20 protein-coding genes and 1 riboswitch are annotated in these 23,176 nt (G+C 70.3%); of the genes, 19 read left to right on the top strand and 1 reads right to left on the bottom strand.

Annotated elements, in window-relative coordinates:
• Nucleotides 1–99: 99 nt before the first annotated feature.
• The 17 genes from A6A29_RS10455 to A6A29_RS45765 all read left to right on the top strand — a co-directional run bounded on the left by A6A29_RS10455 (nt 100) and on the right by A6A29_RS45765 (nt 18,383).
• On the top strand, nt 100–1,875 hold the full coding sequence (locus tag A6A29_RS10455) for a DUF5941 domain-containing protein (protein ID WP_073719748.1): 1,776 nt from the start codon (nt 100–102) through the stop codon (nt 1,873–1,875).
• The gene (locus A6A29_RS10450) at nt 1,872–2,609 is read left to right on the top strand and encodes a phosphocholine cytidylyltransferase family protein (RefSeq protein ID WP_073719747.1); all 738 of its coding nucleotides are present in this window, start codon (nt 1,872–1,874) and stop codon (nt 2,607–2,609) included. The genes A6A29_RS10455 and A6A29_RS10450 overlap by 4 nt, the downstream gene beginning before the upstream one ends.
• Nucleotides 2,597–3,658: an iron-containing alcohol dehydrogenase family protein gene (locus tag A6A29_RS10445; protein ID WP_073719746.1), complete on the top strand. Its 1,062-nt coding sequence runs from the start codon at nt 2,597–2,599 to the stop codon at nt 3,656–3,658. Before A6A29_RS10450 ends, A6A29_RS10445 begins: the two co-directional genes overlap by 13 nt.
• Nucleotides 3,636–4,415 carry a CDP-alcohol phosphatidyltransferase family protein gene (locus A6A29_RS10440; protein WP_073719745.1) on the top strand — a complete coding sequence of 260 codons (780 nt, stop codon included), beginning with the start codon at nt 3,636–3,638 and terminating at the stop codon, nt 4,413–4,415. Before A6A29_RS10445 ends, A6A29_RS10440 begins: the two co-directional genes overlap by 23 nt.
• 8 nt (nt 4,416–4,423) lie before the next feature.
• Nucleotides 4,424–5,296: a glycosyltransferase family 2 protein gene (locus tag A6A29_RS10435; protein ID WP_198953041.1), complete on the top strand. Its 873-nt coding sequence runs from the start codon at nt 4,424–4,426 to the stop codon at nt 5,294–5,296.
• Nucleotides 5,297–5,402: 106 nt separating this feature from the next.
• A complete protein-coding gene (locus A6A29_RS10430; RefSeq protein WP_073719743.1) occupies nt 5,403–6,332 on the top strand; it encodes an ABC transporter permease in 930 nt (309 codons plus the stop codon).
• On the top strand, nt 6,325–7,113 hold the full coding sequence (locus A6A29_RS10425; protein WP_073719742.1) for an ABC transporter ATP-binding protein: 789 nt from the start codon (nt 6,325–6,327) through the stop codon (nt 7,111–7,113). Before A6A29_RS10430 ends, A6A29_RS10425 begins: the two co-directional genes overlap by 8 nt.
• A gap of 443 nt (nt 7,114–7,556) precedes the next feature.
• The gene (hpnC, locus tag A6A29_RS10420; protein WP_073719741.1) at nt 7,557–8,477 is read left to right on the top strand and encodes a squalene synthase HpnC; all 921 of its coding nucleotides are present in this window, start codon (nt 7,557–7,559) and stop codon (nt 8,475–8,477) included.
• Nucleotides 8,474–9,427: a presqualene diphosphate synthase HpnD gene (hpnD, locus tag A6A29_RS10415; protein ID WP_073719740.1), complete on the top strand. Its 954-nt coding sequence runs from the start codon at nt 8,474–8,476 to the stop codon at nt 9,425–9,427. Before hpnC ends, hpnD begins: the two co-directional genes overlap by 4 nt.
• Nucleotides 9,428–9,464: 37 nt before the next feature.
• A complete protein-coding gene (hpnE, locus tag A6A29_RS10410; RefSeq protein WP_385732501.1) occupies nt 9,465–10,943 on the top strand; it encodes a hydroxysqualene dehydroxylase HpnE in 1,479 nt (492 codons plus the stop codon).
• Nucleotides 10,940–12,043: a polyprenyl synthetase family protein gene (locus A6A29_RS10405; RefSeq protein WP_073719738.1), complete on the top strand. Its 1,104-nt coding sequence runs from the start codon at nt 10,940–10,942 to the stop codon at nt 12,041–12,043. Before hpnE ends, A6A29_RS10405 begins: the two co-directional genes overlap by 4 nt.
• Before the next feature lie 106 nt (nt 12,044–12,149).
• The gene (gene shc / locus A6A29_RS10400) at nt 12,150–14,150 is read left to right on the top strand and encodes a squalene--hopene cyclase (RefSeq protein ID WP_073719737.1); all 2,001 of its coding nucleotides are present in this window, start codon (nt 12,150–12,152) and stop codon (nt 14,148–14,150) included.
• A complete protein-coding gene (locus A6A29_RS10395) occupies nt 14,150–14,803 on the top strand; it encodes a phosphorylase family protein (protein ID WP_073719736.1) in 654 nt (217 codons plus the stop codon). The genes shc and A6A29_RS10395 overlap by 1 nt, the downstream gene beginning before the upstream one ends.
• A 5-nt stretch (nt 14,804–14,808) precedes the next feature.
• Nucleotides 14,809–15,828, top strand: a complete 1,020-nt coding sequence (hpnH, locus tag A6A29_RS10390) for an adenosyl-hopene transferase HpnH (protein ID WP_073719735.1) — start codon at nt 14,809–14,811, stop codon at nt 15,826–15,828.
• A gap of 136 nt (nt 15,829–15,964) precedes the next feature.
• The gene (locus A6A29_RS10385) at nt 15,965–17,362 is read left to right on the top strand and encodes an aspartate aminotransferase family protein (protein WP_073719734.1); all 1,398 of its coding nucleotides are present in this window, start codon (nt 15,965–15,967) and stop codon (nt 17,360–17,362) included.
• A 159-nt stretch (nt 17,363–17,521) separates the two neighbouring features.
• Complete coding sequence (locus tag A6A29_RS10380) at nt 17,522–18,130, top strand: helix-turn-helix domain-containing protein (protein ID WP_073719733.1); 609 nt, start codon at nt 17,522–17,524, stop codon at nt 18,128–18,130.
• 76 nt (nt 18,131–18,206) lie between these two features.
• Nucleotides 18,207–18,383 (top strand): DUF6126 family protein, encoded by a 177-nt coding sequence (locus A6A29_RS45765; protein ID WP_198953040.1) that lies wholly within the window; start codon nt 18,207–18,209, stop codon nt 18,381–18,383.
• Between the two features lie 82 nt (nt 18,384–18,465).
• Here A6A29_RS45765 and A6A29_RS10375 read toward each other — a convergent pair whose 3' ends face one another.
• On the bottom strand, nt 18,466–19,278 hold the full coding sequence (locus A6A29_RS10375; RefSeq protein WP_073719732.1) for a tyrosine-protein phosphatase: 813 nt from the start codon (nt 19,276–19,278) through the stop codon (nt 18,466–18,468).
• Between the two features lie 213 nt (nt 19,279–19,491).
• Here A6A29_RS10375 and A6A29_RS10370 point away from each other — a divergent pair, with 213 nt between their 5' ends.
• Together A6A29_RS10370 and A6A29_RS10365 are read left to right on the top strand one after the other, a co-directional pair.
• On the top strand, nt 19,492–21,588 hold the full coding sequence (locus A6A29_RS10370; RefSeq protein WP_073719929.1) for an alpha-galactosidase: 2,097 nt from the start codon (nt 19,492–19,494) through the stop codon (nt 21,586–21,588).
• 295 nt (nt 21,589–21,883) lie between these two features.
• Nucleotides 21,884–22,041: riboswitch (cyclic di-AMP (ydaO/yuaA leader) on the top strand.
• A gap of 5 nt (nt 22,042–22,046) precedes the next feature.
• Nucleotides 22,047–23,015, top strand: coding sequence for a M23 family metallopeptidase (locus A6A29_RS10365; RefSeq protein WP_073719731.1), 969 nt, complete (start codon nt 22,047–22,049; stop codon nt 23,013–23,015).
• Nucleotides 23,016–23,176 lie beyond the last annotated feature (161 nt).

The following is a 23,176-nucleotide window of genomic DNA, read 5'->3' as shown; positions in this document are numbered from 1 at the left end:
CTGTCGCGCGCCGTCCACGCCAGTACCAAGGAGTGAGTTCGTCTGTCGACCGCCATCCTCACCGGTGCGCCGGTACCCGGATCGTCGCTCGCGGACGATCTGCGGTCACTCGGCTTCGAGGTACAAACAGCCACCGACGCCACGAACGCCGCCCAGCTGCTCGCGGCGGTTCCCGCGAGCCGCCGCGTCGCGCTCGTCGACCCCCGCTTCGTCGGGCACCGCCACGCCCTCCGGCTCGGACTGACCGACCCCCGCTTCGCCGCGGCCACCGTCCCCGGCGCGCTCACCGCGCAGCCGGAGGCACGTGCCGCGCTCGTCCGGGCCCTGCACCGGACCGTCGCGGCGGTCGGCGCGGGCAGCCCCGTGGGGCCCCCCGACGACCGGCCGGCCGCCGAGGACCGCAGCGTGCCCGGCCGCCTCGCCGTCGCGCTGGACGCCGAAGGCATCGCCGTACAGCGCCCCGAACTCGGTTCGCTCGCCGCCGCCGTCCCCACCGGACCCGAGCAGCGGACGGCCGCCGAGGCCGCCGTCGCCTCGGTCGACGACGAGGCGGTACGGCTGCGCAACGCGGTGAAGGCCCACGACGGCTTCTTCACCACGTTCTTCATCAGCCCGTACTCCCGCTACATCGCCCGCTGGTGCGCACGCCGCGGCCTCACCCCGAACCAGGTCACCACCGCCTCGCTGATCACCGCGCTCATCGCGGCCGGCAGCGCGGCGACCGGCACCCGGGGCGGCTATGTCGCCGCCGGTGTGCTGCTGCTCCTCTCCTTCGTCCTGGACTGCACCGACGGGCAGCTCGCCCGCTACTCGCTCCAGTACTCGACGATGGGCGCCTGGCTGGACGCCACGTTCGACCGGGCGAAGGAGTACGCGTACTACGCGGGCCTCGCCCTCGGAGCGGCCCGCGGCGGTGACGACGTCTGGGTACTGGCACTCGGTGCGATGGTGCTCCAGGCATGCAGGCATGTCGTCGACTTCTCGTTCAACGAGGCCAATCACGACGCGGTCTCCAACACGAGCCCCACCGCCGCCCTGTCCGACAAGCTCGACAGCGTCGGCTGGACCGTCTGGCTGCGCCGGATGATAGTCCTGCCGATCGGCGAGCGATGGGCGATGATCGCCGTCCTCACGGCCGTCACCACCCCGCGGATCGTCTTCTACGCCCTGCTCATCGGCTGCGCCCTGGCCGCCTGCTACACCACGGCCGGCCGGCTGCTGCGCTCGCTGACCCGCAAGGCGCGGCGCACCGACCGCGCCGCGCGGGCCCTCGCCGACCTGGCCGACTCCGGGCCCCTCGCGCAGGCCGTCGGCGCCGTGATCCCCCGGCCGGGCGGCACCTTCACCGCTCCCGCGCTCGCCCTCCTCGGCGCGCTGGTCATGGTCGGCGGAGCCCTCTTCGTCCCGTTCGGCAGCTGGCTGACCGTCGCCGCCGCCGGGATCTACACGGTCCTCTCCGGCATCGCCGTCGCCCGTCCGCTCAAGGGCGTGCTCGACTGGCTGGTCCCGCCGGTCTTCCGGGCCGCGGAGTACTGCACGATCCTGATCCTGGCCGCCCGCAGCGACGTACCGCACGCCGTTCCCGCGGCCTTCGGGCTGGTGTCGGCCGTCGCCTACCATCACTACGACACGGTGTACCGCATCCGCGGCGGCACCGGCGCGCCGCCCCAGTGGCTGGTGCGGACGATCGGTGGGCACGAGGGCCGGACCGCGCTGGTGGCCGTGCTCGCCGCCGTACTGACTCAGCATTCAGGTTTCACCACGGCTCTCACCGCGCTCGCGGTGGCCGTGGCTCTGGTGGTGCTCGTGGAGTCCATCCGCTTCTGGGTGTCCTCCTCGGCCCCCGCCGTACACGACGAAGGAGAACTCGCATGATCGGCCTCGTACTGGCAGCCGGTGCAGGACGACGTCTGCGCCCCTACACGGACACGCTGCCCAAGGCGCTGGTCCCTGTGGACGGCGACAAGACGGTCCTCGACCTCACGCTGGCCAACTTCGCCGAGGTCGGGCTCACCGAGGTCGCGATCGTGGTCGGCTACCGCAAGGAGGCGGTCTACGACCGCAAGGCGGAGCTTGAGGCGAAGTACGGCGTGACGCTCACCCTCATCGACAACGACAAGGCCGAGGAGTGGAACAACGCCTACTCCCTGTGGTGCGCCCGTGAGGTCCTGAAGCAGGGCGTCATCCTCGCCAACGGCGACACCGTGCACCCGGTCTCCGTCGAGAAGACCCTCCTGGACGCCCGCGGCAAGGGCCAGAAGATCATCCTCGCCCTCGACACGGTGAAGAACCTCGCCGACGAGGAGATGAAGGTCATCACCGAGGACGGCAAGGGTGTCCGCCGGATCACCAAGCTGATGGACCCGGCCACCGCGACCGGCGAGTACATCGGGGTCACGCTCATCGAGCCCGAGGCCGCCGAGGAGCTGGCCGACGCGCTGCGGACGACGTTCGAGCGCGACCCCGACCTGTACTACGAGGACGGCTACCAGGAGCTCGTCAACCGCGGCTTCACCGTCGACGTGGCCCCCATCGGCGAAGTGACATGGGTCGAGATCGACAACCACGACGACCTCGCGAAGGGCCGTGAGATCGCGTGCCAGTACTGACCCGGCTCATTCCGTCCCCGGTCGTCGTCGACATCAGGCGCGGCGCCATGGACGATCTGGCGGGCCTGCTGGCCGACCAGCGGATCTCCTCCTCGGGCAAGCTCGCCGTCGCGATCAGCGACGGTTCCGGGCGCGCCCTGCGCGAGAGGCTCGCTCCGGTCCTGCCGGGTGCCGACTGGTACCCGGTGTCCGACGGCACGATCGACTCGGCGGTGAAGCTCGCCGACGGCATCAAGGGCAACCGGTACGACGCCGTGGTCGGCCTCGGCGGCGGCAAGATCATCGACGTGGCGAAGTACGCCGCGGCGCGCGTCGGACTGCCGATGGTCGCCGTCGCGACGAACCTCTCGCACGACGGACTGTGCTCGCCGGTGGCGACGCTGGACAACGACAACGGGCGGGGCTCCTACGGGGTGCCCACCCCGATCGCCGTGGTGATCGACCTCGACATCATCCGTGAGGCGCCCGCCCGCTACGTCCGCTCCGGCATCGGCGACGCGATCTCGAACATCTCCTGCGTCGCCGACTGGGAGCTCGCCCACGAGGTCAACGGCGAGGAGATAGACGGTCTGGCGGCAGCCATGGCGCGGCAGGCCGGTGAGGCCGTGCTGCGCCACCCCGGCGGGGTCGGCGACGACGCCTTCCTGAAGGTGCTGGCCGAAGGGCTTGTGCTGACCGGTATCTCGATGTCGGTCGCGGGGGACTCCCGGCCGGCCTCCGGCGCCTGCCACGAGATCAACCACGCCTTCGACCTGCTGTACCCCCAGCGGGCGGCCAGCCACGGCGAACAGGTCGGCCTCGGCGCCTGCTTCGCGATGCATCTGCGCGGCGCCCGTCAGGAGGCGCTGCTGATGACGTCGGTACTGCGGCGCCACGGCCTGCCGGTCCTGCCGGACGAGATCGGCTTCACGGCGGACGAGTTCGTGACCGCCGTCGAGTACGCCCCGCAGACGCGTCCGGGACGCTTCACGATCCTGGAACACCTCAACCTGTCCACCGACCAGATCAAGGACGCTTACGCAGACTATGCAAAAGCCATCGGTAGCTGAGCTTCGACCGGTCGTTCACCCCCCGGGTGTGAAGGACCGGCGGAGCGGCGAGCACTGGGCCGGCCGGCTCTACATGCGCGAGGTCTCCCTGCGCATCGACCGGCATCTGGTGAACACACGGGTCACGCCCAACCAGCTGACCTACGTGATGACGGTCGCGGGTGCCCTCGCCGCCCCGGCGCTGCTCGTACCGGGCATCACGGGCGCCCTGCTCGGCGTGCTGATGGTCCAGCTCTATCTGCTGCTCGACTGCGTCGACGGCGAGATCGCCCGCTGGAAGAAGCAGTACTCGCTCGCCGGGGTGTACCTGGACCGGGTCGCCGCGTATCTGTGCGACGCCGCGGTCCTGGTCGGCTTCGGCCTGCGCGCCGCCGACCTCTGGGGCGAGGGGCGGATCGACTGGCTGTGGGCCTTCCTGGGAACCCTGGCCGCGCTCGGCGCGATCCTGATCAAGGCCGAGACCGACCTGGTCGGCGTCGCCCGTCACCAGGGCGGGATGCCGCCGGTGAAGGAGGCGGCGTCCGAGCCCCGCTCGTCCGGAATGGCGCTGGCCCGCAAGGCCGCCGCGGCGCTGAAGTTCCACCGGCTGGTCCTCGGCGTCGAGGCGTCGCTGCTGATCCTCGCCGCGGCGATCGCGGACAGCGTCCGGGACGACCTGTTCTTCTCGCGGCTCGGCGTCGCCGTCCTCGCCGGGATCGCTCTCCTGCAGACCCTGCTCCACCTCGTGTCCGTGCTCGCTTCCAGCAGGTTGAAGTGAGCTCTCCCATGAAACTCGGCGCGGTCATCATCACCATGGGCAACCGCCCCGACGAGCTGCGCGCCCTCCTGGATTCGGTCACCGCGCAGGACGGCGACCGGATCGAGGTGGTGGTCGTCGGCAACGGCGCCCCGGTCCCGGACGTCCCGGCCGGTGTACGGACGGTGGAGCTGCCCGAGAATCTGGGCATCCCCGGCGGCCGCAACGTCGGCATCGAGGCGTTCGGACCCTCCGGCGCCGACGTGGACGGCCTGCTCTTCCTCGACGACGACGGCCTGCTGCCGAACACCGACACCGCCGAGCTGTGCCGGCGGGCGTTCGACACGGACCCGAAGCTGGGCATCATCACCTTCCGGATCGCCGACCCGGAGACCGGCGCCACCCAGCGCCGGCACGTGCCCAGGCTGCGCGCCTCCGACCCGATGCGCTCCTCGCGCGTGACGACCTTCCTGGGCGGCGCCAACGCCGTACGCACCCAGGTGATCGCCGAGGTCGGCGCGCTGCCGGACGAGTTCTTCTACGCCCATGAGGAGACCGATCTGGCCTGGCGGGCGCTGGACGCCGGCTGGATGATCGACTACCGCGCGGACATGGTGCTCAACCACCCGACCACCGCACCTTCGCGGCACGCGGTCTACCACCGCATGGTGGCCCGCAACCGGGTCTGGCTCGCCCGCCGGAACCTGCCCGCGCCGCTGGTCCCCGTGTACGTCGGGGTCTGGCTGCTGCTGACCCTGCTGCGCAGACCTTCCGGGCCCGCGCTCAAGGCATGGATCGGCGGTTTCCGGGAAGGCTGGGCGAAGCCCTGCGGGCCGCGGCGCCCCATGAAGTGGCGTACGGTATGGCGGCTGACGAGGCTGGGCCGACCTCCCGTGATCTGAGAGGCTTTCCTCTGAGAGCATGAGGCGTATTTCTTCTTTCCGGGACCTGTCCGCCTGAGCCGCGCCCGCGACTGGCTGCGCATCTTGAAGACGAGAGTTTCAACTTGTGAGTGACACAACCCACGACGGTGGGGTAGCCCTCGGCACCCTGTCGTCCGCCGACGAGGGGCTGAGCGCGGCCCAGACGGCCGCCAAGTACGGCCTGACCGTGAGCGGCGCCCGGCCTGGGCTGTTCGAATACATCAGGCAGCTCTGGGGCCGACGCCACTTCATCATGGCCTTCTCCAGGGCGAAGCTGACCGCCCAGTACAGCCAGGCCAAACTCGGCCAGCTGTGGCAGGTGGCGACCCCTCTGCTGAACGCCCTGGTCTACTTCCTGATCTTCGGCCTGATCCTGGGGACCCGGAAGGGGATGAGCCAGGAGATCTTCATCCCGTTCCTGGTGACCGGCGTCTTCGTCTTCACCTTCACCCAGAGCTCGGTGATGGCGGGGGTCCGGTCCATTTCCGGCAACCTCGGGCTGGTCCGGGCCCTGCACTTCCCCCGTGCCTCGCTGCCCATCTCCTTCTCGCTCCAGCAGCTCCAGCAGCTGCTGTACTCGATGATCGTCCTGGTGCTCGTGGCGGTCGGCTTCGGCAGCTATCCCACGCTCTCCTGGCTGCTGGTCATTCCCGCGCTGGCCATGCAGTTCTTCTTCAACACCGGTCTGGCGCTGGTGATGGCCAGGCTCGGCAGCAAGACCCCCGATCTGGCGCAGCTGATGCCCTTCGTCATGCGGACGTGGATGTACGCGTCGGGCGTCATGTTCTCCATCCCCGTGATGCTGGCAGACAAGCCGGCGTGGATCGCGGACGTGCTCCAGTACAACCCGGCGGCCATCTATATGGACCTGGTCCGCTTCGCGCTGATCGACGGGTACGGCTCCGAGAACCTGCCGCAGCACGTCTGGGCGGTCGGGCTCGGCTGGGCGCTGCTCGTGGGCATCGTGGGCTTCGTGTACTTCTGGAAGGCAGAGGAACGGTACGGCCGTGGCTGAGGACAACACGCAGGAACGTCATGTTCCCACCGTCATCGCCGACGACGTGCACATCGTGTACCGCGTCAACGGCGCGGGAGGCGGCAGGGGCAGTGCCACCGCCGCGCTCAGCCGCATGGTGCGCCGCGGCAAGGGCGAGCCGCGCGGGGTGAGGAAGGTGCACGCCGTACGCGGTGTCTCCTTCACCGCCTACCGGGGCGAGGCCATCGGGCTCATCGGCACCAACGGTTCGGGCAAGTCGACCCTCCTGCGGGCCATCGCCGGACTGCTGCCGACCGAGTCCGGCATGGTGTACACGGACGGTCAGCCCTCGTTGCTCGGTGTGAACGCGGCGCTGATGAGCGACCTGACCGGCGAGCGCAACGTGGTGCTCGGCGGACTCGCCATGGGCATGAGCCGCGAGGAGATCCGCGAGCGCTACAGGAGCATCGTGGACTTCTCCGGCATCAACGAGAAGGGTGACTTCATCACCCTGCCGATGCGGACGTACTCCTCCGGGATGGCCGCGCGGCTGCGCTTCTCGATCGCCGCCGCCAAGAACCACGACGTCCTCATGATCGACGAGGCGCTGGCCACCGGTGACCGCAAGTTCCGGATCCGTTCGGAGGAGCGGATCCGCGAACTGCGCAAGGAGGCGGGCACCGTCTTCCTGGTCAGCCACAACAACAAGTCGATCAGGGACACCTGCGACCGGGTGCTGTGGCTGGAGAAGGGCGAGCTCCTGATGGACGGCCCGACCGAGGAAGTCCTCAAGGCGTACGAGCGCGAGACCGGCAAGTAGTCTCCCGCACACCCCGTGGCCTCCGCCGGAACACTCCGGCGGAGGCCACGGCGGTGTCCGCGGTGGCCGGTACGGTGATGCGCACCGGTCCGGGAGACCGTACGCAGTACGGTTCCCGGACGATCTCCTCCCGCCGGATGAGGTCAATTCCCTTGGGTACGGGGAAGGTTGACGGGCGGAGAGGTGCACTCGCCGGGCGCGCCGTACCCCGGCGCCGCTCTGTGAGCTGTGCAACGTAAGCTGTACCGGTGCTGATTCGTGGCAAGTGGGGCGATACCCCCTCGGCACGACACCCGCGGTGCGCCTGTGCACTCGGGAGAGGCAGCGGCGTGTCCGAAAAGGGATGTTTTGGGTCGGCAGTGTAGAACGGGAGATGTGACGGCAATGACGGAAGATCTCCAGCTCCGACGTGGTTCGGCCGTCTCCGCGCCGGGCGGTACGCGGTGACGCGTACCCGGCAGGCGCGCCACGACGCCGCCGCCACCGGCACCCTCGACAAGGCCGCGGACGAGAACTTTCCCGTGGCCCCCTTCTTCCTGCCCCGCGCCTGGCGTGACGACCTGATGGCGGTCTACGGATACGCCCGGCTCGTCGACGACATCGGCGACGGCGATCTCGCCCCCGGCGGTGCCGACGCCCGCCACCTCGGCCTCGACCCCGCGCGGACCGACGACCGGCTCGCCATGCTCGACGCCTTCGAGGCCGATCTGCACCGGGTCTTCGCCACCACGGGCGACGGGCCGCGCCACCCGCTGCTGCGTGCCCTGCGCCCCACCGTGCGGCGCCGCACGCTCACCCCCGAGCCCTTCCTCGGCCTCATCGAGGCCAACCGGCAGGACCAGAACATCCGCCGCTACGGGACGTACGAGGAGCTCAGCGCCTACTGCGAGCTCTCCGCCAACCCCGTCGGCCGCCTGGTCCTGGCGATCACCGGAACCGCCAGTCCCGAACGGATCCGCCGCTCCGACGCCGTCTGCACCGCCCTGCAGATCGTCGAACACCTCCAGGACGTCGCCGAGGACCTCGGCCGTGACCGGATCTATCTGCCCGCCGAGGACATGGCCCGGTTCCATGTCAGCGAATCCGACCTGGCGCTGCCCTCCGGGGGCGCATCGGTGCGTGCCCTGGTCGCCTACGAAGCGGAACGCGCGCGAGAACTGCTGGACGAGGGCGCCCCGCTGGTGGGCAGCGTCCACGGCAGACTCAAGCTGCTCCTCGCCGGATTCGTCGCCGGAGGGCGCTCCGCCCTCACGGCGATCTCGGCCGCCGGGTTCGATGTACTGCCCGGACCGCCCAGACCCACCAAGCCCAGCCTGCTGCGCGAAGTGGGAGTCGTCTTGCGAAGAGCGCGTGGAGAGGGATGAGCCGGACCGTGGAGGGACAGACGACGTACATGTCGGCACCGGTACAGGCCGCATACAGCTACTGCGAGGCCGTCACCGGCCAGCAGGCGCGTAACTTCGCGTACGGCATCAGGCTGCTGCCGTACGAGAAGCGGCAGGCCATGTCGGCGCTGTACGCCTTCTCCCGTCGGGTCGACGACATCGGCGACGGTGAGCTGGCCCCGGAGATCAAGCGGACCCGGCTGGAGAGCACCCGCGAGCTGCTCGACCGGATCCGCGACGGCGCCGTCGACGAGGACGACACCGACCCGGTGGCCGTCGCGCTCGCCGACGCCGCCCGTCGCTTCCCGCTGCCCCTGGGCGGTCTCGACGAGCTGATCGACGGCGTGCTGATGGATGTGCGCGGCGCGACGTACGAGACCTGGGACGACCTGAAGATCTACTGCCGCTGTGTCGCGGGCGCCATCGGGCGGCTCAGCCTGGGTGTCTTCGGTACCGAGCAGGGCGCACCCGGCGCCGACCGCGCCGCGGAGTACGCCGACACCCTCGGTCTCGCCCTCCAGCTCACCAACATCCTGCGCGACGTGCGCGAGGACGCCGGCAACGGGCGCACCTACCTGCCCGCAGACGATCTCGCCAAGTTCGGCTGCTCCGCCGGATTCCACCGGGCCACCCCGCCGCCCGGCTCGGACTTCGCGGGTCTGATCCACTTCGAGGTCCGCCGGGCCCGCGCCCTGTTCGCCGAGGGCTACCGGCTGCTGCCGATGCTGGACCGCCGCAGCGGAGCCTGTGTGGCCGCCATGGCCGGGATCTACCGCCGCCTCCTGGACCGGATCGAACGCGACCCCGAGGCCGTGCTCCGCGGCCGGGTCTCGCTGCCCGGCCATGAGAAGGCGTATGTCGCGGTGCGCGGTCTGTCGGGCCTCGACGCCCGCCACATCTCGAAGCTCACGGCCAGGGGGCGAACCTGATGGACCGCACCGGGCCCGGCCGCCGGGCAACCCTCCGGTGGCCCGGCGCGTCCCTGACTGCGACGATCTGGATGCCGATGTTCCGGCCGACGGCGCTCGATGCGGCGACGAGGTCACGAAAGGGGGACGCATGAGCGACGAGAGCCCGCGCACCCGCGCGGTGGTCGTCGGCGGCGGCATCGCGGGGATCACGGCGGCACTCCGGCTGGCCGACGCCGGACTTGACGTGACCCTGCTCGAAGGGCGGCCCCGGCTCGGCGGACTCGCCTTCTCCTTCCAGCGCGGCGAGCTGACCGTCGACAACGGCCAGCACGTCTATCTGCGCTGCTGCACCGGCTACCGCTGGTTCCTGGACCGGGTCGGGGGTGCCCATCTGGCGCCCCTTCAGGACCGGCTCGACGTGCCCGTGCTCGATGTCGGGCGGGCGGCAGGCCCCCGCCTGGGACGGCTGCGCCGCAACAACCTCCCCGTACCCCTGCACCTGGCCGCCGGGCTCGCGGCCTACCCGCACCTCTCGCTCGCCGAGAAGGCGAGCGTCGGGCGGGCGGCGCTGGCGCTCGGGCGGCTGGATCCGGCCGACCCCGCGCTCGACGAGATCGACTTCGCCACCTGGCTGCGACAGCACGGCCAGTCGAAGCGGACCATCGAAGCGCTCTGGGACCTCGTCGGCGTGGCCACCTTGAACGCGACCGCGCCGAACGCCTCCATGGCGCTCGCCGCGAAGGTCTTCAAGACCGGTCTGCTCTCCGAACCCGGCGCCGCCGACATCGGCTGGGCCATCGTGCCGCTCGGCGAACTGCACGACACCCTTGCCCGCAAGGCGCTCGACTCCGCGGGCGTACGGACCGAGCTGCGCGCCAAGGTGGGCTCCCTGAGCCGCACCGAGGACGGCGGCTGGGCCGTCGAGAGCGGCGGGGAGCGGATCGGGGCGGACACCGTCGTCCTGGCCGTGCCGCAGACCGAGACCCACGGCCTGCTGCCCGAAGGCGCGCTGGACGAGCCGGACCTGCTGCTCGACATCGACTCCGCGCCGATCCTCAACGTGCACGTCGTCTACGACCGCAAGGTCCTGCGCCGGCCGTTCTTCGCCGCGCTCGGCTCCCCGGTCCAGTGGGTCTTCGACCGCACCGAATCCTCCGGCCTCACGGGCGGCGGACAGTATCTGGCGGTCTCCCAGTCCGCGGCCCAGGACGAGATCGACCTGCCCGTCGCCGAACTGCGCGGACGCTATCTGCCCGAACTGGAACGGCTCCTGCCGGCCGCCCGGGGGGCCGGTATCCGCGACTTCTTCGTCACCCGCGAACGTACCGCGACCTTCGCGCCCACGCCCGGAGTCGGCCGGCTGCGGCCCGGACCCCGTACCCGCGCCCCCGGCCTCCACCTGGCGGGCGCGTGGACCGCCACCGGCTGGCCCGCGACGATGGAGGGCGCCGTGCGCAGTGGCGTCAGCGCCGCCGACGCCGCGCTCGTGGACCTCGGTCGCACCCTTGGACATCCGCTTCAGGAGGCGGCATGAGCAGTACCACCGGAACAAGAGGAGAGTCAGTGACCCCGGCGAATCCGGCTTTCGACACCGTGGCAGACACCGCGGACGTCACCGCGCTTCTGGAGCGTGGACGGGCCCTGTCAGCGCCGGTGCTGCGGGCTGCCGTGGACCGGCTCGCGCCGCCCATGGACACCGTCGCCGCCTACCACTTCGGCTGGATCGACGCCGAGGGCCGGCCCGCCGACGGCGACGGCGGCAAGGCCGTGCGCCCCGCGCTCGCCCTGCTGTCCGCCGAGGCCGCGGGCGCTCCGGCCGAGGCCGGTATCCCCGGCGCGGTGGCGGTCGAACTCGTGCACAACTTCTCGCTGCTGCACGACGACCTGATGGACGGCGACGAGCAGCGCCGCCACCGCGACACCGTCTGGAAGGTGCACGGTCCCGCCCAGGCGATCCTGGTGGGCGACGCCCTCTTCGCGCTCGCCAACGAAGTCCTGCTGGAACTGGGCACCGTCGAGGCGGGCCGGGCGGCCCGTCGGCTGACCACCGCCTCCCGCAAGCTCATCGACGGGCAGGCCCAGGACATCTCCTACGAGCACCGCGAGCGGGTCACCGTCGAGGAGTGCCTGGAGATGGAGGGCAACAAGACCGGCGCCCTGCTCGCCTGTGCCGTCTCCATCGGTGCGGTCCTCGGCGGTGCCGACGACCGCACCGCCGACACCCTGGAGGCGTACGGCTACCACCTGGGCCTCGCCTTCCAGGCGGTCGACGATCTGCTCGGCATCTGGGGCGACCCGGATTCCACGGGCAAGCAGACCTGGAGCGATCTGCGTCAGCGCAAGAAGTCCCTGCCGGTCGTCGCCGCGCTCGCCGCGGGCGGCCCCGCCTCCGAGCGTCTCGGCGAGCTGCTCGCCGCCGATGCCAAGAGCAATGACTTCGAGAGTTTCTCCGAGGAGGAGTTCGCCGCCCGCGCGGCACTCATCGAGGAGGCGGGCGGTCGCGAGTGGACCGCCCAGGAGGCCCGCCGTCAGCATGCGGTCGCCATCGAGGCGCTGCACGGTGTCGACATGCCGCAGCACGTACGGGCGCAGCTCACCGCGCTCGCCGACTTCGTCGTCGTACGAAAGAGATGATCACCATTCGCATATGACTCGCAGTCGCCGGCCGGTGCCCGTAACCGGGCGCCGGCCGACGGAGACCCCAGCACAGCAGAGGACCACACTGCACGAAGGGGAAGCCATGACAGCGACGACCGACGGAAGCACCGGAGCCGCGAACCCTCGCGCAGCCTCGGACGGCGATCCGACCGAATCCAACATCGCCGCGGACGGCGTACTCGCCGTCGCGCGGCGGGCCGCGGAACGCTCGGTGGAGCATCTCCTCGGCAGACAGGACGAGCAGGGCTGGTGGAAGGGCGACCTCGCCACCAACGTCACGATGGACGCCGAGGACCTGCTGCTCCGTCAGTTCATCGGGATCCAGGACCCGGCCACGGTCCAGGCATCGGCCCGGTTCATCCGTGGCGAACAGCTCGGTGACGGCACCTGGGCCACATTTTACGGCGGACCGGGCGACCTCTCCGCCACCATCGAGGCGTACGTGGCGCTGCGGCTGGCCGGGGACCGGCCGGAGGACCCGCACATGGCGCGTGCCGCCGGGTGGGTCAGAGAACAGGGCGGCATCGCGGCCGCCCGGGTCTTCACCCGGATCTGGCTGGCCCTCTTCGGCTGGTGGAAATGGGATGACCTGCCTGAGCTGCCACCCGAGTTGATGTTCTTTCCCAAGTGGCTGCCACTCAATATCTATGACTTCGGCTGCTGGGCCCGGCAGACCATTGTTCCGCTGACCGTCGTCTCGGCGAAGCGGCCGGTCCGGCCCGCCCCGTTCGCCCTCGACGAGCTGCACACCGACCCCGCGTGCCCCAATCCTCCCAAGCGCATGGCACCGGCGGCCAGTTGGGACGGGATCTTCCAGCGGCTCGACAAGGGGATGCACTTTTACCACAAGGTCGCGCCGCGTCCGTTGAGACGCATCGCGATGAACGCGGCGGCCCGCTGGATCATCGAGCGCCAGGAGAACGACGGTTGCTGGGGCGGCATCCAGCCACCCGCGGTCTACTCCGTCATCGCCCTCCATCTGCTCGGCTACGACCTGGACCACCCGGTGATGCGGGCCGGGCTCGCCTCGCTGGACCGGTTCGCCGTATGGCGCGAGGACGGCGCCCGCATGATCGAGGCATGCCAGTCGCCCGTCTGGGACACCTGCCTCGCCACCATCGCGCTCGCCGACGCAGGGCTCCGGCCCGACCACCCCGCGCTCGTGAAGGCCGCCGACTGGATGCTCGGCGAGGAGATCGCACGCCCCGGCGACTGGTCCGTGCGCAAGCCCGAACTTGAGCCGGGCGGCTGGGCGTTCGAATTCCACAACGACAACTATCCGGATATCGACGACACCGCCGAAGTGGTCCTGGCGCTGCGCCGGGTCGCGCATCCCGATCCCGCCCGGCTCGAAGCCGCGATCGAGCGCGGAGTGCGCTGGAACCTCGGCATGCAGTCCCGCAACGGGGCCTGGGGCGCCTTCGACGCGGACAACACCAGCCCGTTCCCCAACCGTCTGCCGTTCTGCGACTTCGGGGAGGTCATCGATCCGCCGTCGGCCGATGTCACCGGCCATGTCGTGGAGATGCTCGCCGTGGAGGGCCGGGCCCGGCACCCCCGTACCCGGCAGGGCATCGAGTGGCTGCTCGCCGAACAGGAGGCGTGCGGCGCCTGGTTCGGCCGCTGGGGCGTCAACTACGTCTACGGGACAGGGTCCGTGGTGCCCGCGCTGGTCGCCGCCGGACTGCCCGCAGGTCACCCGTCGATCCGCCGGGCCGTGAGCTGGCTCACGTCCGTCCAGAACGACGACGGCGGCTGGGGCGAGGACCTGCGCTCCTACCAGGAGGAGAAGTGGATCGGACACGGTGAGTCGACCGCGTCCCAGACCGCCTGGGCGCTGCTGGCACTCCTCGCCGCGGGCGAACGCGACAGCCGCTCGGTGACCCGTGGCGTCACCTGGCTGTCCGAGACCCAGCAGGCCGACGGCTCCTGGGACGAGCCGTACTTCACCGGGACCGGTTTCCCCTGGGACTTCTCCATCAACTACCACCTCTACCGGCAGGTCTTCCCGCTCACCGCGCTGGGGCGCTATGTGTACGGCGATCCGTTCGCCGGCCGCACGTCCGTCGGCGAGGGGGCCTGATGGGCGATGCACCGAGGCCGTCCGGGCCCGCCGTACCGCTGCTGATCGCCTGCGCCCTCGGCATCGAACAGTTCGCCCTGCGCAGTGCCCGGGGCAGCGGTGCCCCGGGCCCGGTGAGCGTCATCCGGACCGGGATGGGCCCGAAGGCCGCCGAGACGGCCATGGGGCACTCGCTGGGCCGGGACGGGGCGCGGGGCGCCGCGGTCATCGCTTCCGGCTTCTGCGCCGGACTGGCCCCCGGGATGCACCCCGGGGACCTGGTCGTCGCCGAGGAGACCCGGGACGCGACCGGCTCCACCGTCTGCACCGGCACGGGTCTGCTCGTCGCGGCCCTCGCCAGGGCGGTGCCCGGCCGCACCGTCCACACCGGTCCGCTGTTCGGCTCCGACCATGTCGTACGAGGACCTGAGCGGGCCGAACTGAGGGCCACCGGCGCCATCGCGGTGGACATGGAGTCCGCCGCCACACTGCGCACCGCCCTGCGCCACGGCCCACGCCCGGTTGCGGCCGTACGGGTGGTCGTGGACGCTCCAGAGCATGAGCTCGTCCGCATCGGCACGGTCCGCGGTGGAATATCAGCCTTCCGCGTTCTTCGTGCCGTCCTGCCGGCTTTCTATGAATGGCACCGATCTTTGCTGCTCCCCAGGAGGTGAGCCAGATGGCCATGCCGCTTCGTCAGTCCATCAAGGTTGCGACGTACCTCATTGAACAAAAGCTCCGCAGGCGAGAGAAGTTCCCGCTCATTGTCGAGCTGGAGCCCTTGTTCGCCTGCAATCTGGCCTGTGAGGGATGCGGGAAGATCCAGCATCCGGCCGGAGTTCTGAAACAGCGCATGCCGGTCGCCCAGGCCGTCGGCGCGGTGCTCGAATCGGGCGCGCCGATGGTCTCCATCGCGGGTGGTGAGCCACTGATGCACCCGCAGATCGATGAAATCGTGCGTCAGCTCGTCGCGAAGAAGAAATACGTCTTCCTCTGCACCAACGCGATGCTCATGCGGAAGAAGCTCGACAAATTCACCCCGTCGCCCTACTTCGCCTTCGCCGTGCACATCGACGGGCTGCGTGAGCGGCACGACGAATCGGTTGCCAAGGAAGGCGTCTTCGACGAGGCGGTGGCGGCGATGAAGGAGGCCAAGAGCCGCGGATTCCGCGTCACCACGAACTCGACCTTCTTCAACACCGATACCCCGCAGACCATCATCGAGGTCCTCAACTTCCTCAATGACGATCTGAAGGTCGACGAGATGATGATCTCGCCCGCCTACGCGTACGAGAAGGCACCCGACCAGGAGCACTTCCTCGGCGTCGAGCAGACCCGCGAGCTGTTCAAGAAGGCCTTCGCCGGCGGCAACCGGGCCCGCTGGCGGCTGAACCACTCGCCGCTCTTCCTGGACTTCCTGGAAGGCAAGGCGGACTTCGCCTGCACCGCGTGGGCGATCCCGAACTACTCGCTCTTCGGCTGGCAGCGCCCCTGCTACCTGATGAGCGACGGATACGTCCCGACGTACCGTCAGCTCATCGAGGAGACCGACTGGGAGAAGTACGGCCGGGGCAAGGACCCGCGCTGTGCCAACTGCATGGCGCACTGCGGATACGAGCCCACGGCGGTGCTCGCCACCATGGGGTCGCTGAAGGAGTCCCTGAGGGCCGCACGGGAGACCGTCACCGGCAACCGGTGACGTCCTGACCGCCGGAGAACCGGGACGCCGGTTCTCCCTGTCCCGCCGGCCCGGCCGCTCGCGACGCGCCGCCCCTCGTGGCGCGTCCGGGCCGGGCCGGCGGCCCAGCTGGACCTGCCGAAGGAGAGAACGGGCAATGAAGGACGGCGAACCCGGGGGCTTCGACCTCACGCGGCTCCTCGCGGAACGCGGCGCCGAAGGCTACGAACTGCACGCACGGCACCTCAACCACCAACTGCCGCGCATGCTGCACACCATCGGCTTCGACAAGGTGTACGAGCGGGCCGAGGGCGCGTACTTCTGGGACGCCGACGGCAACGACTACCTCGACATGCTCGCCGGATTCGGGGTGATGGGCCTGGGACGGCACCACCCCGTCGTCCGCAAGGCCCTGCACGACGTCCTGGACGCCTCGCTTGCCGACCTCACCCGCTTCGACTGCCAGCCGCTGCCGGGACTGCTGGCCGAGAAGCTGCTCACCCACAGCCCGCATCTGGACCGGGTCTTCTTCGGCAACAGCGGCACGGAGGCGGTCGAGACGGCGCTGAAGTTCGCCCGCTACGCCACCGGGAAACCGCGGGTCCTCTACTGCACCCACGCCTTCCATGGACTCACCACCGGTTCGCTCTCGGTCAACGGCGAGAACGGATTCCGGGACGGCTTCGCCCCGTTGCTGCCCGATACCGCGATCGAGCTCGGCGACCTCGACGCCCTGCGGCGCGAGCTGAAGCGCGGCGATGTGGCGGCCCTGGTGGTGGAACCCGTCCAGGGCAAGGGCGTGCACGCCGCGCCGCCGGGCTTCCTGCGGGCCGCGCAGGAACTGCTCCACCGGCACAAGGCGCTCCTCATCGCCGACGAGGTGCAGACCGGGCTCGGCAGGACCGGCGACTTCTACGCGTACCAGCACGAGGAAGGCGTCGAACCCGATCTGGTCTGTGTCGCCAAGGCGCTCTCCGGCGGCTATGTGCCCGTCGGGGCGACCCTCGGCAAGGACTGGATCTTCAAACGCGTCTACTCGTCCATGGACCGGGTCCTCGTCCACTCCGCGAGTTTCGGCTCCAATGCCCAGGCGATGGCGGCGGGGCTCGCCGTGCTCGCGGTGATGGAGGACGAGGAGACCGTCGCGAACGCCCGGCGCACCGGCGATCTCCTGCGGGAGCGGCTGGCCGCCCTCGTCGACCGCTACGAGCTGCTGCACGAGGTGCGCGGGCGCGGGCTGATGATCGGCATCGAGTTCGGCCGGCCGGCCTCGCTGAAGCTCCGCAGCCGCTGGACCATGCTCCAGGCGGCCCGCAAGGGACTCTTCGCGCAGATGGTCGTCGTGCCGCTGCTGCGGAAGCACCGCATCCTCACACAGGTGTCCGGCGACCATCTGGAAGTGATCAAGCTGATTCCGCCGCTGGTCATCGGGGAGCCGGAGGTGGAGCGCTTCGTGGCGGCGTTCACCGCCGTCATGGACGACGCGCACAACGGCGGCGGGCTGATGTGGGACTTCGGGCGGACCCTGGTGAAGCAGGCCGTCGCCAACCGCTGACTGTCAACCGCTGACCGCTGACCGCCGGTCGCTGGCCGAGAACGGCCGGCCGCTGACGGAGGACGGCTCACCGCTGATGGGCACCGGGCCGACGTCCGGGGGATTTGCCTCGGAGGTAAGAAATTTGCCTCGGAGGAAAGTTCCTGGCCCAATGAAGGTATGAATCCTCCGGACGGAGGGGTGGCGGACGAGCTCCCCGGCGTCGCACCCCGCCTGCGCGAACTGCGCCGCGGTCGCGGTCTCACCCTGGAGAGCGCCGCCCAGCGGGCAGGGCTTTCCCCGGCCCACCTCTCCCGGCTCGAAACGGGCCGCAGGCAACCCTCGCTGCCGATGCTGCTCGGGCTCGCCCGTATCTACGGTACGACGGTTTCCGAGCTGCTCGGCGAGACACCTCCCGAACGTGACGCGATCGTCCGCGGCAGCCGCTTCGAGGGCGCCGAGGCCGACGGCTGGATGTATCAGCAGGCGGGCGGCTCCGGCCGTGCCATGCAGGCACTGTGGGTGAGCGTGCCCTACGGCGCCCAGGGCGATCTCGTGCGGGTCCACCCCGGCGAGGAGTGGCTGTACGTCCTGGACGGCCGGCTGCGGGTCGTCCTGGGGGAGACGGTGCACGACCTCGACCCCGGCGACAGCGCGCACTTCGATTCGCTCACCCCGCACCGGATCGCGGCCGTCGACCGCGGCGGCGCGGAGCTCCTCTTCGTCCACTCACTGATGCAGAGCCCCGCCGCCGAGCTGTGTCTCGGCAACGGGATCCATCGGCGCTGACCGGGCCGTCGGCCCCGTCGCCGCACCTGCTCCATCCTTCGCTTCACCGGCCGTGAGGCCGGCAGAGAGGACTGTCATGTCCGATTCCGAGCACTACGACCCCCTGACCCCGCAGCGGCCCAAGAACTACGACCCGCATGAGCGGAAGATGCCGCGCGGAGTCGTGATCCGGCTGTTCGCTTATCTGGTGGCCGGACACGTCATCGCGGGCTTCCTCTACCTGCTGTTCGCCGTGGCCGGCGGCAACAAGTAGTCCTGCCCGCCGGGCGGAAATGCGCGGACACGGTCCGGAGCGATCCGCCGCCCGACGCCATCCGCTGAGGAGAGGGGCGCGCCTACGCCGGGTCCAGCAGGCGTCCGCGCAGCCGCTCCCGGGTCTCCGGGGTGATCTTCAGGCCCTCGGTGAGGTAGCGGTCCGTGGTTCCCCAGGTCTCCTCGATGGCGGTGAAGGCCGCGGCGAGGTACTCGGCGTGCGCGCCGAACAGCGGGTTCAGGAGCTCCAGCACCTCCTGGGACATCCCCGTCTCCGACATGTCGGTGCGCCGCACCCGGTAGCGGCGGTGCGCGTCGTTGGACTTGAGGTAGTCGGTCTCGATGGCGTCGCGCTCCACGCCGACGGCGAGCAGCGACACGGCTATCGAGAGACCGGCGCGGTCCTTGCCCGCGGCACAGTGCATCAGGGCGGGGACGCTGTCCTCGGCCAGGGCGTGCAGCACCCGGCTGTGCTCGGCGGTGCGGTCCCTGATGATCGACCGGTACGAGGTGATCATGCGGTCCGCGCCCTTGGTGCCGGAGAGGATCGAGCGCAGCTGCTCGATGTCGCCGTCGCGGACCAGCCGCCAGAACTCCGCGCCGTCGGCCGGGTCCGAGAGCGGGATGCTGACATTGCGCACCCCGGCCAGTTCCACGTCATGGCCGTCCAGCCTCCGGTCGGCGGCGTTGCGGAAGTCGAAGACGGTGTGCAGACCCAGCCCGCCGAGGATCGCCGTGTCCTGCTCCGTGGCGTGCGCAAGGTGACCGCTGCGGTAGAGCCGCCCGAACGCCACACGGCGCCCGTCCGTCGTCGGGAGCCCGCCCACGTCCCGGAAATTGCGCACTCCGGTCAGCTCGGCTTCTGTCGGCGGGACCTGCGGCACCTGCTGCGTCACGGGTGGCTCCTGGGGTGTCTGGCGTCGGCGCTGCTCGCCGACGAGGGCACTCTCGTGACGATACGACATCGGTTCCTCAGGCAATCGTCTCGACCGTGCGGCGCTCTGCCGCGCGACGGTCCGCCACATGTCGGCCAGTCGTGCCGTGAGGGCATTGCCCCGCACGGTGTGAATGGTTGATGATGTGCGGAACTGTTCGAACGTGGGGGAATGATGATCGAGACTGGTGTCACGGGCCGTACCTGGGTGCTCGGCGGCGCGACGGGCAGCTACGCGCTCCACCTCACGGACCGCGACGAGCTGCTCCATCTCCACTGGGGGCCGCGACTCACGATGGCCGCGGCCGAGGCGCTGGCGGCCGAGCCCTTCCCGCCCGGTCCGGGCTTCGAGTCCCCGCTCGACGGCCGCGAGGAGTACCCGGTCGAGGGCGGACCCCGATTCGTCCGCCCGGCCCTCTCCGTACGGACCGCCGAGGTCAGAGGTACGCAGTGGGCGTTCGCGGACGCCGAGACGCGGGGTGACGAACTCCGGCTCGGCTTCACCGACCCCGTCCACCGGCTCGCGCTGACCCTGCACTACCGGATGCGCGGGGACTCCGACGTGATCGAGCGCTGGGCCACCGTCACGCATGCCGGGCCGGACGGCCCGCCCCTGGAGCTGCTGCGCGCCGACGCGGCGACCTGGACGCTGCCGGCCCGTGAGGGCTGGCGGCTGAGCCAGCTCCACGGCAGCTGGGCGGCCGAGTCCCGGCTGGTGCGGTCGGAACTGACGTACGGCGAGAAGATCCTCTCCAGCCGCCGGGGACACACCGGACACCAGCATCTGCCCTGGGTGGCGCTGGACGCGGACGCCGCGGCGACCGAGGAACACGGCGAGGTGTACGGCTGCGCGCTGGGCTGGTCCGGGTCCTGGCGGATCGCCGTGCACCAGCTGCCCGACGGCCTCGTGCAGATCACCGGCGGCGCGGGCTACGACGAGTCCGGGCTGCTGCGGCTCGCGCCGGGGGAGTCGTACACCACACCCGTCTTCGCCGGGCTGTGGAGCCCCGAGGGATTCGGCGGGGCGAGCCGCGCCTGGCACGCCTGGCAGCTGGCCCATGTGATTCCGAATGCCCAGGCGCTGCGCCCGGTGCTCTACAACTCCTGGGAGGCGACCGGGTTCGACATCGTCGAGGAGCAGCAGCGGGAGCTCGCGGTGCGGGCCGCGGAGATGGGTGTCGAGCTGTTCGTGGTGGACGACGCCTGGTTCGGGCAGCGCACCAGCGACCGGGCCGGACTCGGCGACTGGACGCCGAACCCCGACCGTTTCCCCGGTGGGCTGAGGCCGCTCGCCGAAGAGGTGCGCGGACTGGGCATGCAGTTCGGTATCTGGGTCGAGCCGGAGATGGTCAACCCCGACAGTGATCTCTACCGGGCCCATCCCGACTGGGTCCAGCATGTCCCCGGGCGGACGCGGACGGAGTTCCGTCATCAGCTGGTGCTCAACCTGGCCCGGCCGGACGTGCAGGAATATCTGTGGGAACAGCTCGACACCCTGCTCTCCAGTGCTCCGATCGACTATGTGAAGTGGGACTTCAACCGCTGCTTCACCGATGCGGGCTGGCCGGGCGAGGAGTATCCGCAGAAGCTCTGGATCGAGCATGTGGACGCGCTGTACGCGCTGCTCGACCGGTTGCGTGCCGCACACCCGGGTGTGGCCTTCGAGTCCTGCTCGGGCGGTGGGGGCCGGGTCGACCTCGGGGTGCTCGCCCGGACCGATCAGGTGTGGACCTCCGACAACACCGACCCGCTGGACCGGCTCGCCATCCAGGAGGGCTTCGGTCAGATCCACCCGGCGCGGGTGATGGCCGCCTGGGTCACCGACAGCCCGAACGAGCAGATGAACGGGCGGGCGAGTTCGCTGCGCTTCCGCTTCGTCAGTGCCATGGCGGGGGTGCTCGGGGTCGGCGGCGACCTCACCGAGTGGAGCGAGGGGGAGCTGGCCGAGGCGCGGGACTGGGTGTCCCTGTACAAGGAGATCCGCCCGGTCGTGCAGCACGGCGCCCTGCACCGGCTCGCGGCTCCGCGCGGCGGGCTGAGCGCGGTGCAGTACGTGCGGGGCGAGGAGACCGTGGTGCTGATGTGGCTCGAAGCGCAGCGGTACGGGCAGCGCCCCCCGGCTCTGCGGCTGCGCGGTCTGGACCCCTCGGCGGCGTACGTCTGCCAGGACACCGGGACGGTGTACGAGGGATCGGTGCTGCTGCACCGGGGGCTGCACACGGGGCTGACGGGAGATCTCGACGCGCGGGTGCTGAGGTTGCGTCAGAGGTGATGGCCATGACATGTCCGTATTGGTGTATTTAGTGGAACATGCCCCACTTGTGGGGGAGATGGTGGCCCGCTGGTGAGCGGGATCATATCCGTGACGGTGTGTGGTGGTGGCGCCCGGAGGTAATCCGGGCGCCGCGCGGAAATTCAAGATCCGTAATCCACGGAGTGTCACCGGAAATCCGAACCGAAATTGAATTGGGGATTCCGGTACGCAACCGATGGCTTGTTCCCGTCGTCCTGACTCGTTTACGGTCACCGTCAATCCGGACGGACCGCCTAATCCTGCCGCCGCCCGGAATTCACATCCACCCACATACGCGTGGCAGGAGCGGGGGACCCAGGTAAGCCGCCGGCCCGGAGAGATCCGGACCGGCTCGGGGTGAAGTCGCAGCCAGCGACCGGGCATCTCCAGTCCGAACCCGACAGCTCACCTCGTAGGCGCCGGAGAGGAATTCCCCCATGCCCGCACAGGGTAAGCACCGTCGTACGAAGACCGGCCCGATCGCCCGCGGTGTCCTCGCCGCAGGGACCGGCGGCGCCGTCCTCGCCCTCCCGCTGATCGGTGCCACCGGAGCGCACGCTGCGGAGAAGGTCGCGCCCGCCGCCGCCTCGGTCGCCGCCGCGCACACCGCCCCCGGTGCCGCCGTGGTGAAGACGCAGACCGCGTCGAAGACCTACTCCGTGGTCTCCGGCGACTACCTGTCGAAGATCGCCGCCGAGCAGAAGCTCAAGGGTGGCTGGCAGAAGCTGTACCAGGACAACCGGGACGTCGTCGGCGAGAACCCGAGCCTGATCTTCCCCGGCATGAAGCTGACCCTCGGCGCCAAGGCGTCCGGCTCCGCCGCCGCCCCGGACGCCGCGCAGTCCGCGCCGGCCCCCTCGAAGGCCGAGCCGAAGAAGGCCGCCCCGGCCGCCCCGAAGGCGAAGCCCGCGCCGAAGACCACGTCCTCCCCGGACTCGTCCGCCGCGGCCGGCAAGTCCACCACCTCCACGAACACCAGCGCCTCCCAGAGCAACAGCTCCGGCTGGACGACCCCGGTGGCCAACGCCAACGTCACCACCCAGTACCGGGCCTCCGGCGCCAGCTGGTCCAGCGGCTACCACACCGGCTCGGACTTCCAGGCCGCCTCGGGCACCGTCGTCCGCGCCATCGGTCCGGGCACCGTGGTCTCGGCCGGCTGGAGCGGCTCGTACGGCAACGAGGTCGTCATCAAGCACACCGACGGCATGTACTCCCAGTACGCCCACCAGTCCTCGCTCAACGTCTCCGTGGGTGAGACCGTCACCGGCGGCCAGCAGATCGGCCTCTCCGGCTCCACCGGCAACTCGACCGGCCCGCACCTGCACTTCGAGGTCCGCACCGGCCCGAGCTACGGCTCGGACGTCGACCCGATCTCGTACCTGCGCCAGCACGGCGTCTCCATCTGATGGAGCGGTAACGAGCGGTTTTCGCGGGGGCGGTGCGCACGAGCGCACCGCCCCCGCACTTATTCCGGCTTTACCAAAAACTGACCGGGTGGTCTATCTCACCACCCGTCAACCCCGTATTACGGTCGCGTAGGTCACATTCGAAGGTGCAGGATATGCGC

This window comes from Streptomyces sp. TSRI0281, from assembly GCF_001905125.1.
In the GTDB taxonomy this organism is placed as follows: domain Bacteria; phylum Actinomycetota; class Actinomycetes; order Streptomycetales; family Streptomycetaceae; genus Streptomyces.
Note: the sequence above shows the minus strand (reverse complement) of the source record. Positions and strands in the feature narration are given on the sequence as shown.

Bases quoted from the DNA above. Each gene is read 5' to 3' on its own strand.
- A6A29_RS10435 (WP_198953041.1), top strand. From the start codon at position 4,424: ATGAAACTCGGCGCGGTCATCATCACCATGGGCAACCGCCCCGACGAG.
- A6A29_RS10450 (WP_073719747.1), top strand. From the start codon at position 1,872: ATGATCGGCCTCGTACTGGCAGCCGGTGCAGGACGACGTCTGCGCCCC.
- hpnH (WP_073719735.1), top strand. From the start codon at position 14,809: ATGGCCATGCCGCTTCGTCAGTCCATCAAGGTTGCGACGTACCTCATT.
- A6A29_RS10365 (WP_073719731.1), top strand. From the start codon at position 22,047: ATGCCCGCACAGGGTAAGCACCGTCGTACGAAGACCGGCCCGATCGCC.
- A6A29_RS10440 (WP_073719745.1), top strand. From the start codon at position 3,636: ATGCAAAAGCCATCGGTAGCTGAGCTTCGACCGGTCGTTCACCCCCCG.
- A6A29_RS10380 (WP_073719733.1), top strand. From the start codon at position 17,522: ATGAATCCTCCGGACGGAGGGGTGGCGGACGAGCTCCCCGGCGTCGCA.
- shc (WP_073719737.1), top strand. From the start codon at position 12,150: ATGACAGCGACGACCGACGGAAGCACCGGAGCCGCGAACCCTCGCGCA.
- A6A29_RS10395 (WP_073719736.1), top strand. From the start codon at position 14,150: ATGGGCGATGCACCGAGGCCGTCCGGGCCCGCCGTACCGCTGCTGATC.
- A6A29_RS10405 (WP_073719738.1), top strand. From the start codon at position 10,940: ATGAGCAGTACCACCGGAACAAGAGGAGAGTCAGTGACCCCGGCGAAT.
- A6A29_RS10385 (WP_073719734.1), top strand. From the start codon at position 15,965: ATGAAGGACGGCGAACCCGGGGGCTTCGACCTCACGCGGCTCCTCGCG.
- A6A29_RS45765 (WP_198953040.1), top strand. From the start codon at position 18,207: ATGTCCGATTCCGAGCACTACGACCCCCTGACCCCGCAGCGGCCCAAG.
- A6A29_RS10370 (WP_073719929.1), top strand. From the start codon at position 19,492: ATGATCGAGACTGGTGTCACGGGCCGTACCTGGGTGCTCGGCGGCGCG.
- hpnD (WP_073719740.1), top strand. From the start codon at position 8,474: ATGAGCCGGACCGTGGAGGGACAGACGACGTACATGTCGGCACCGGTA.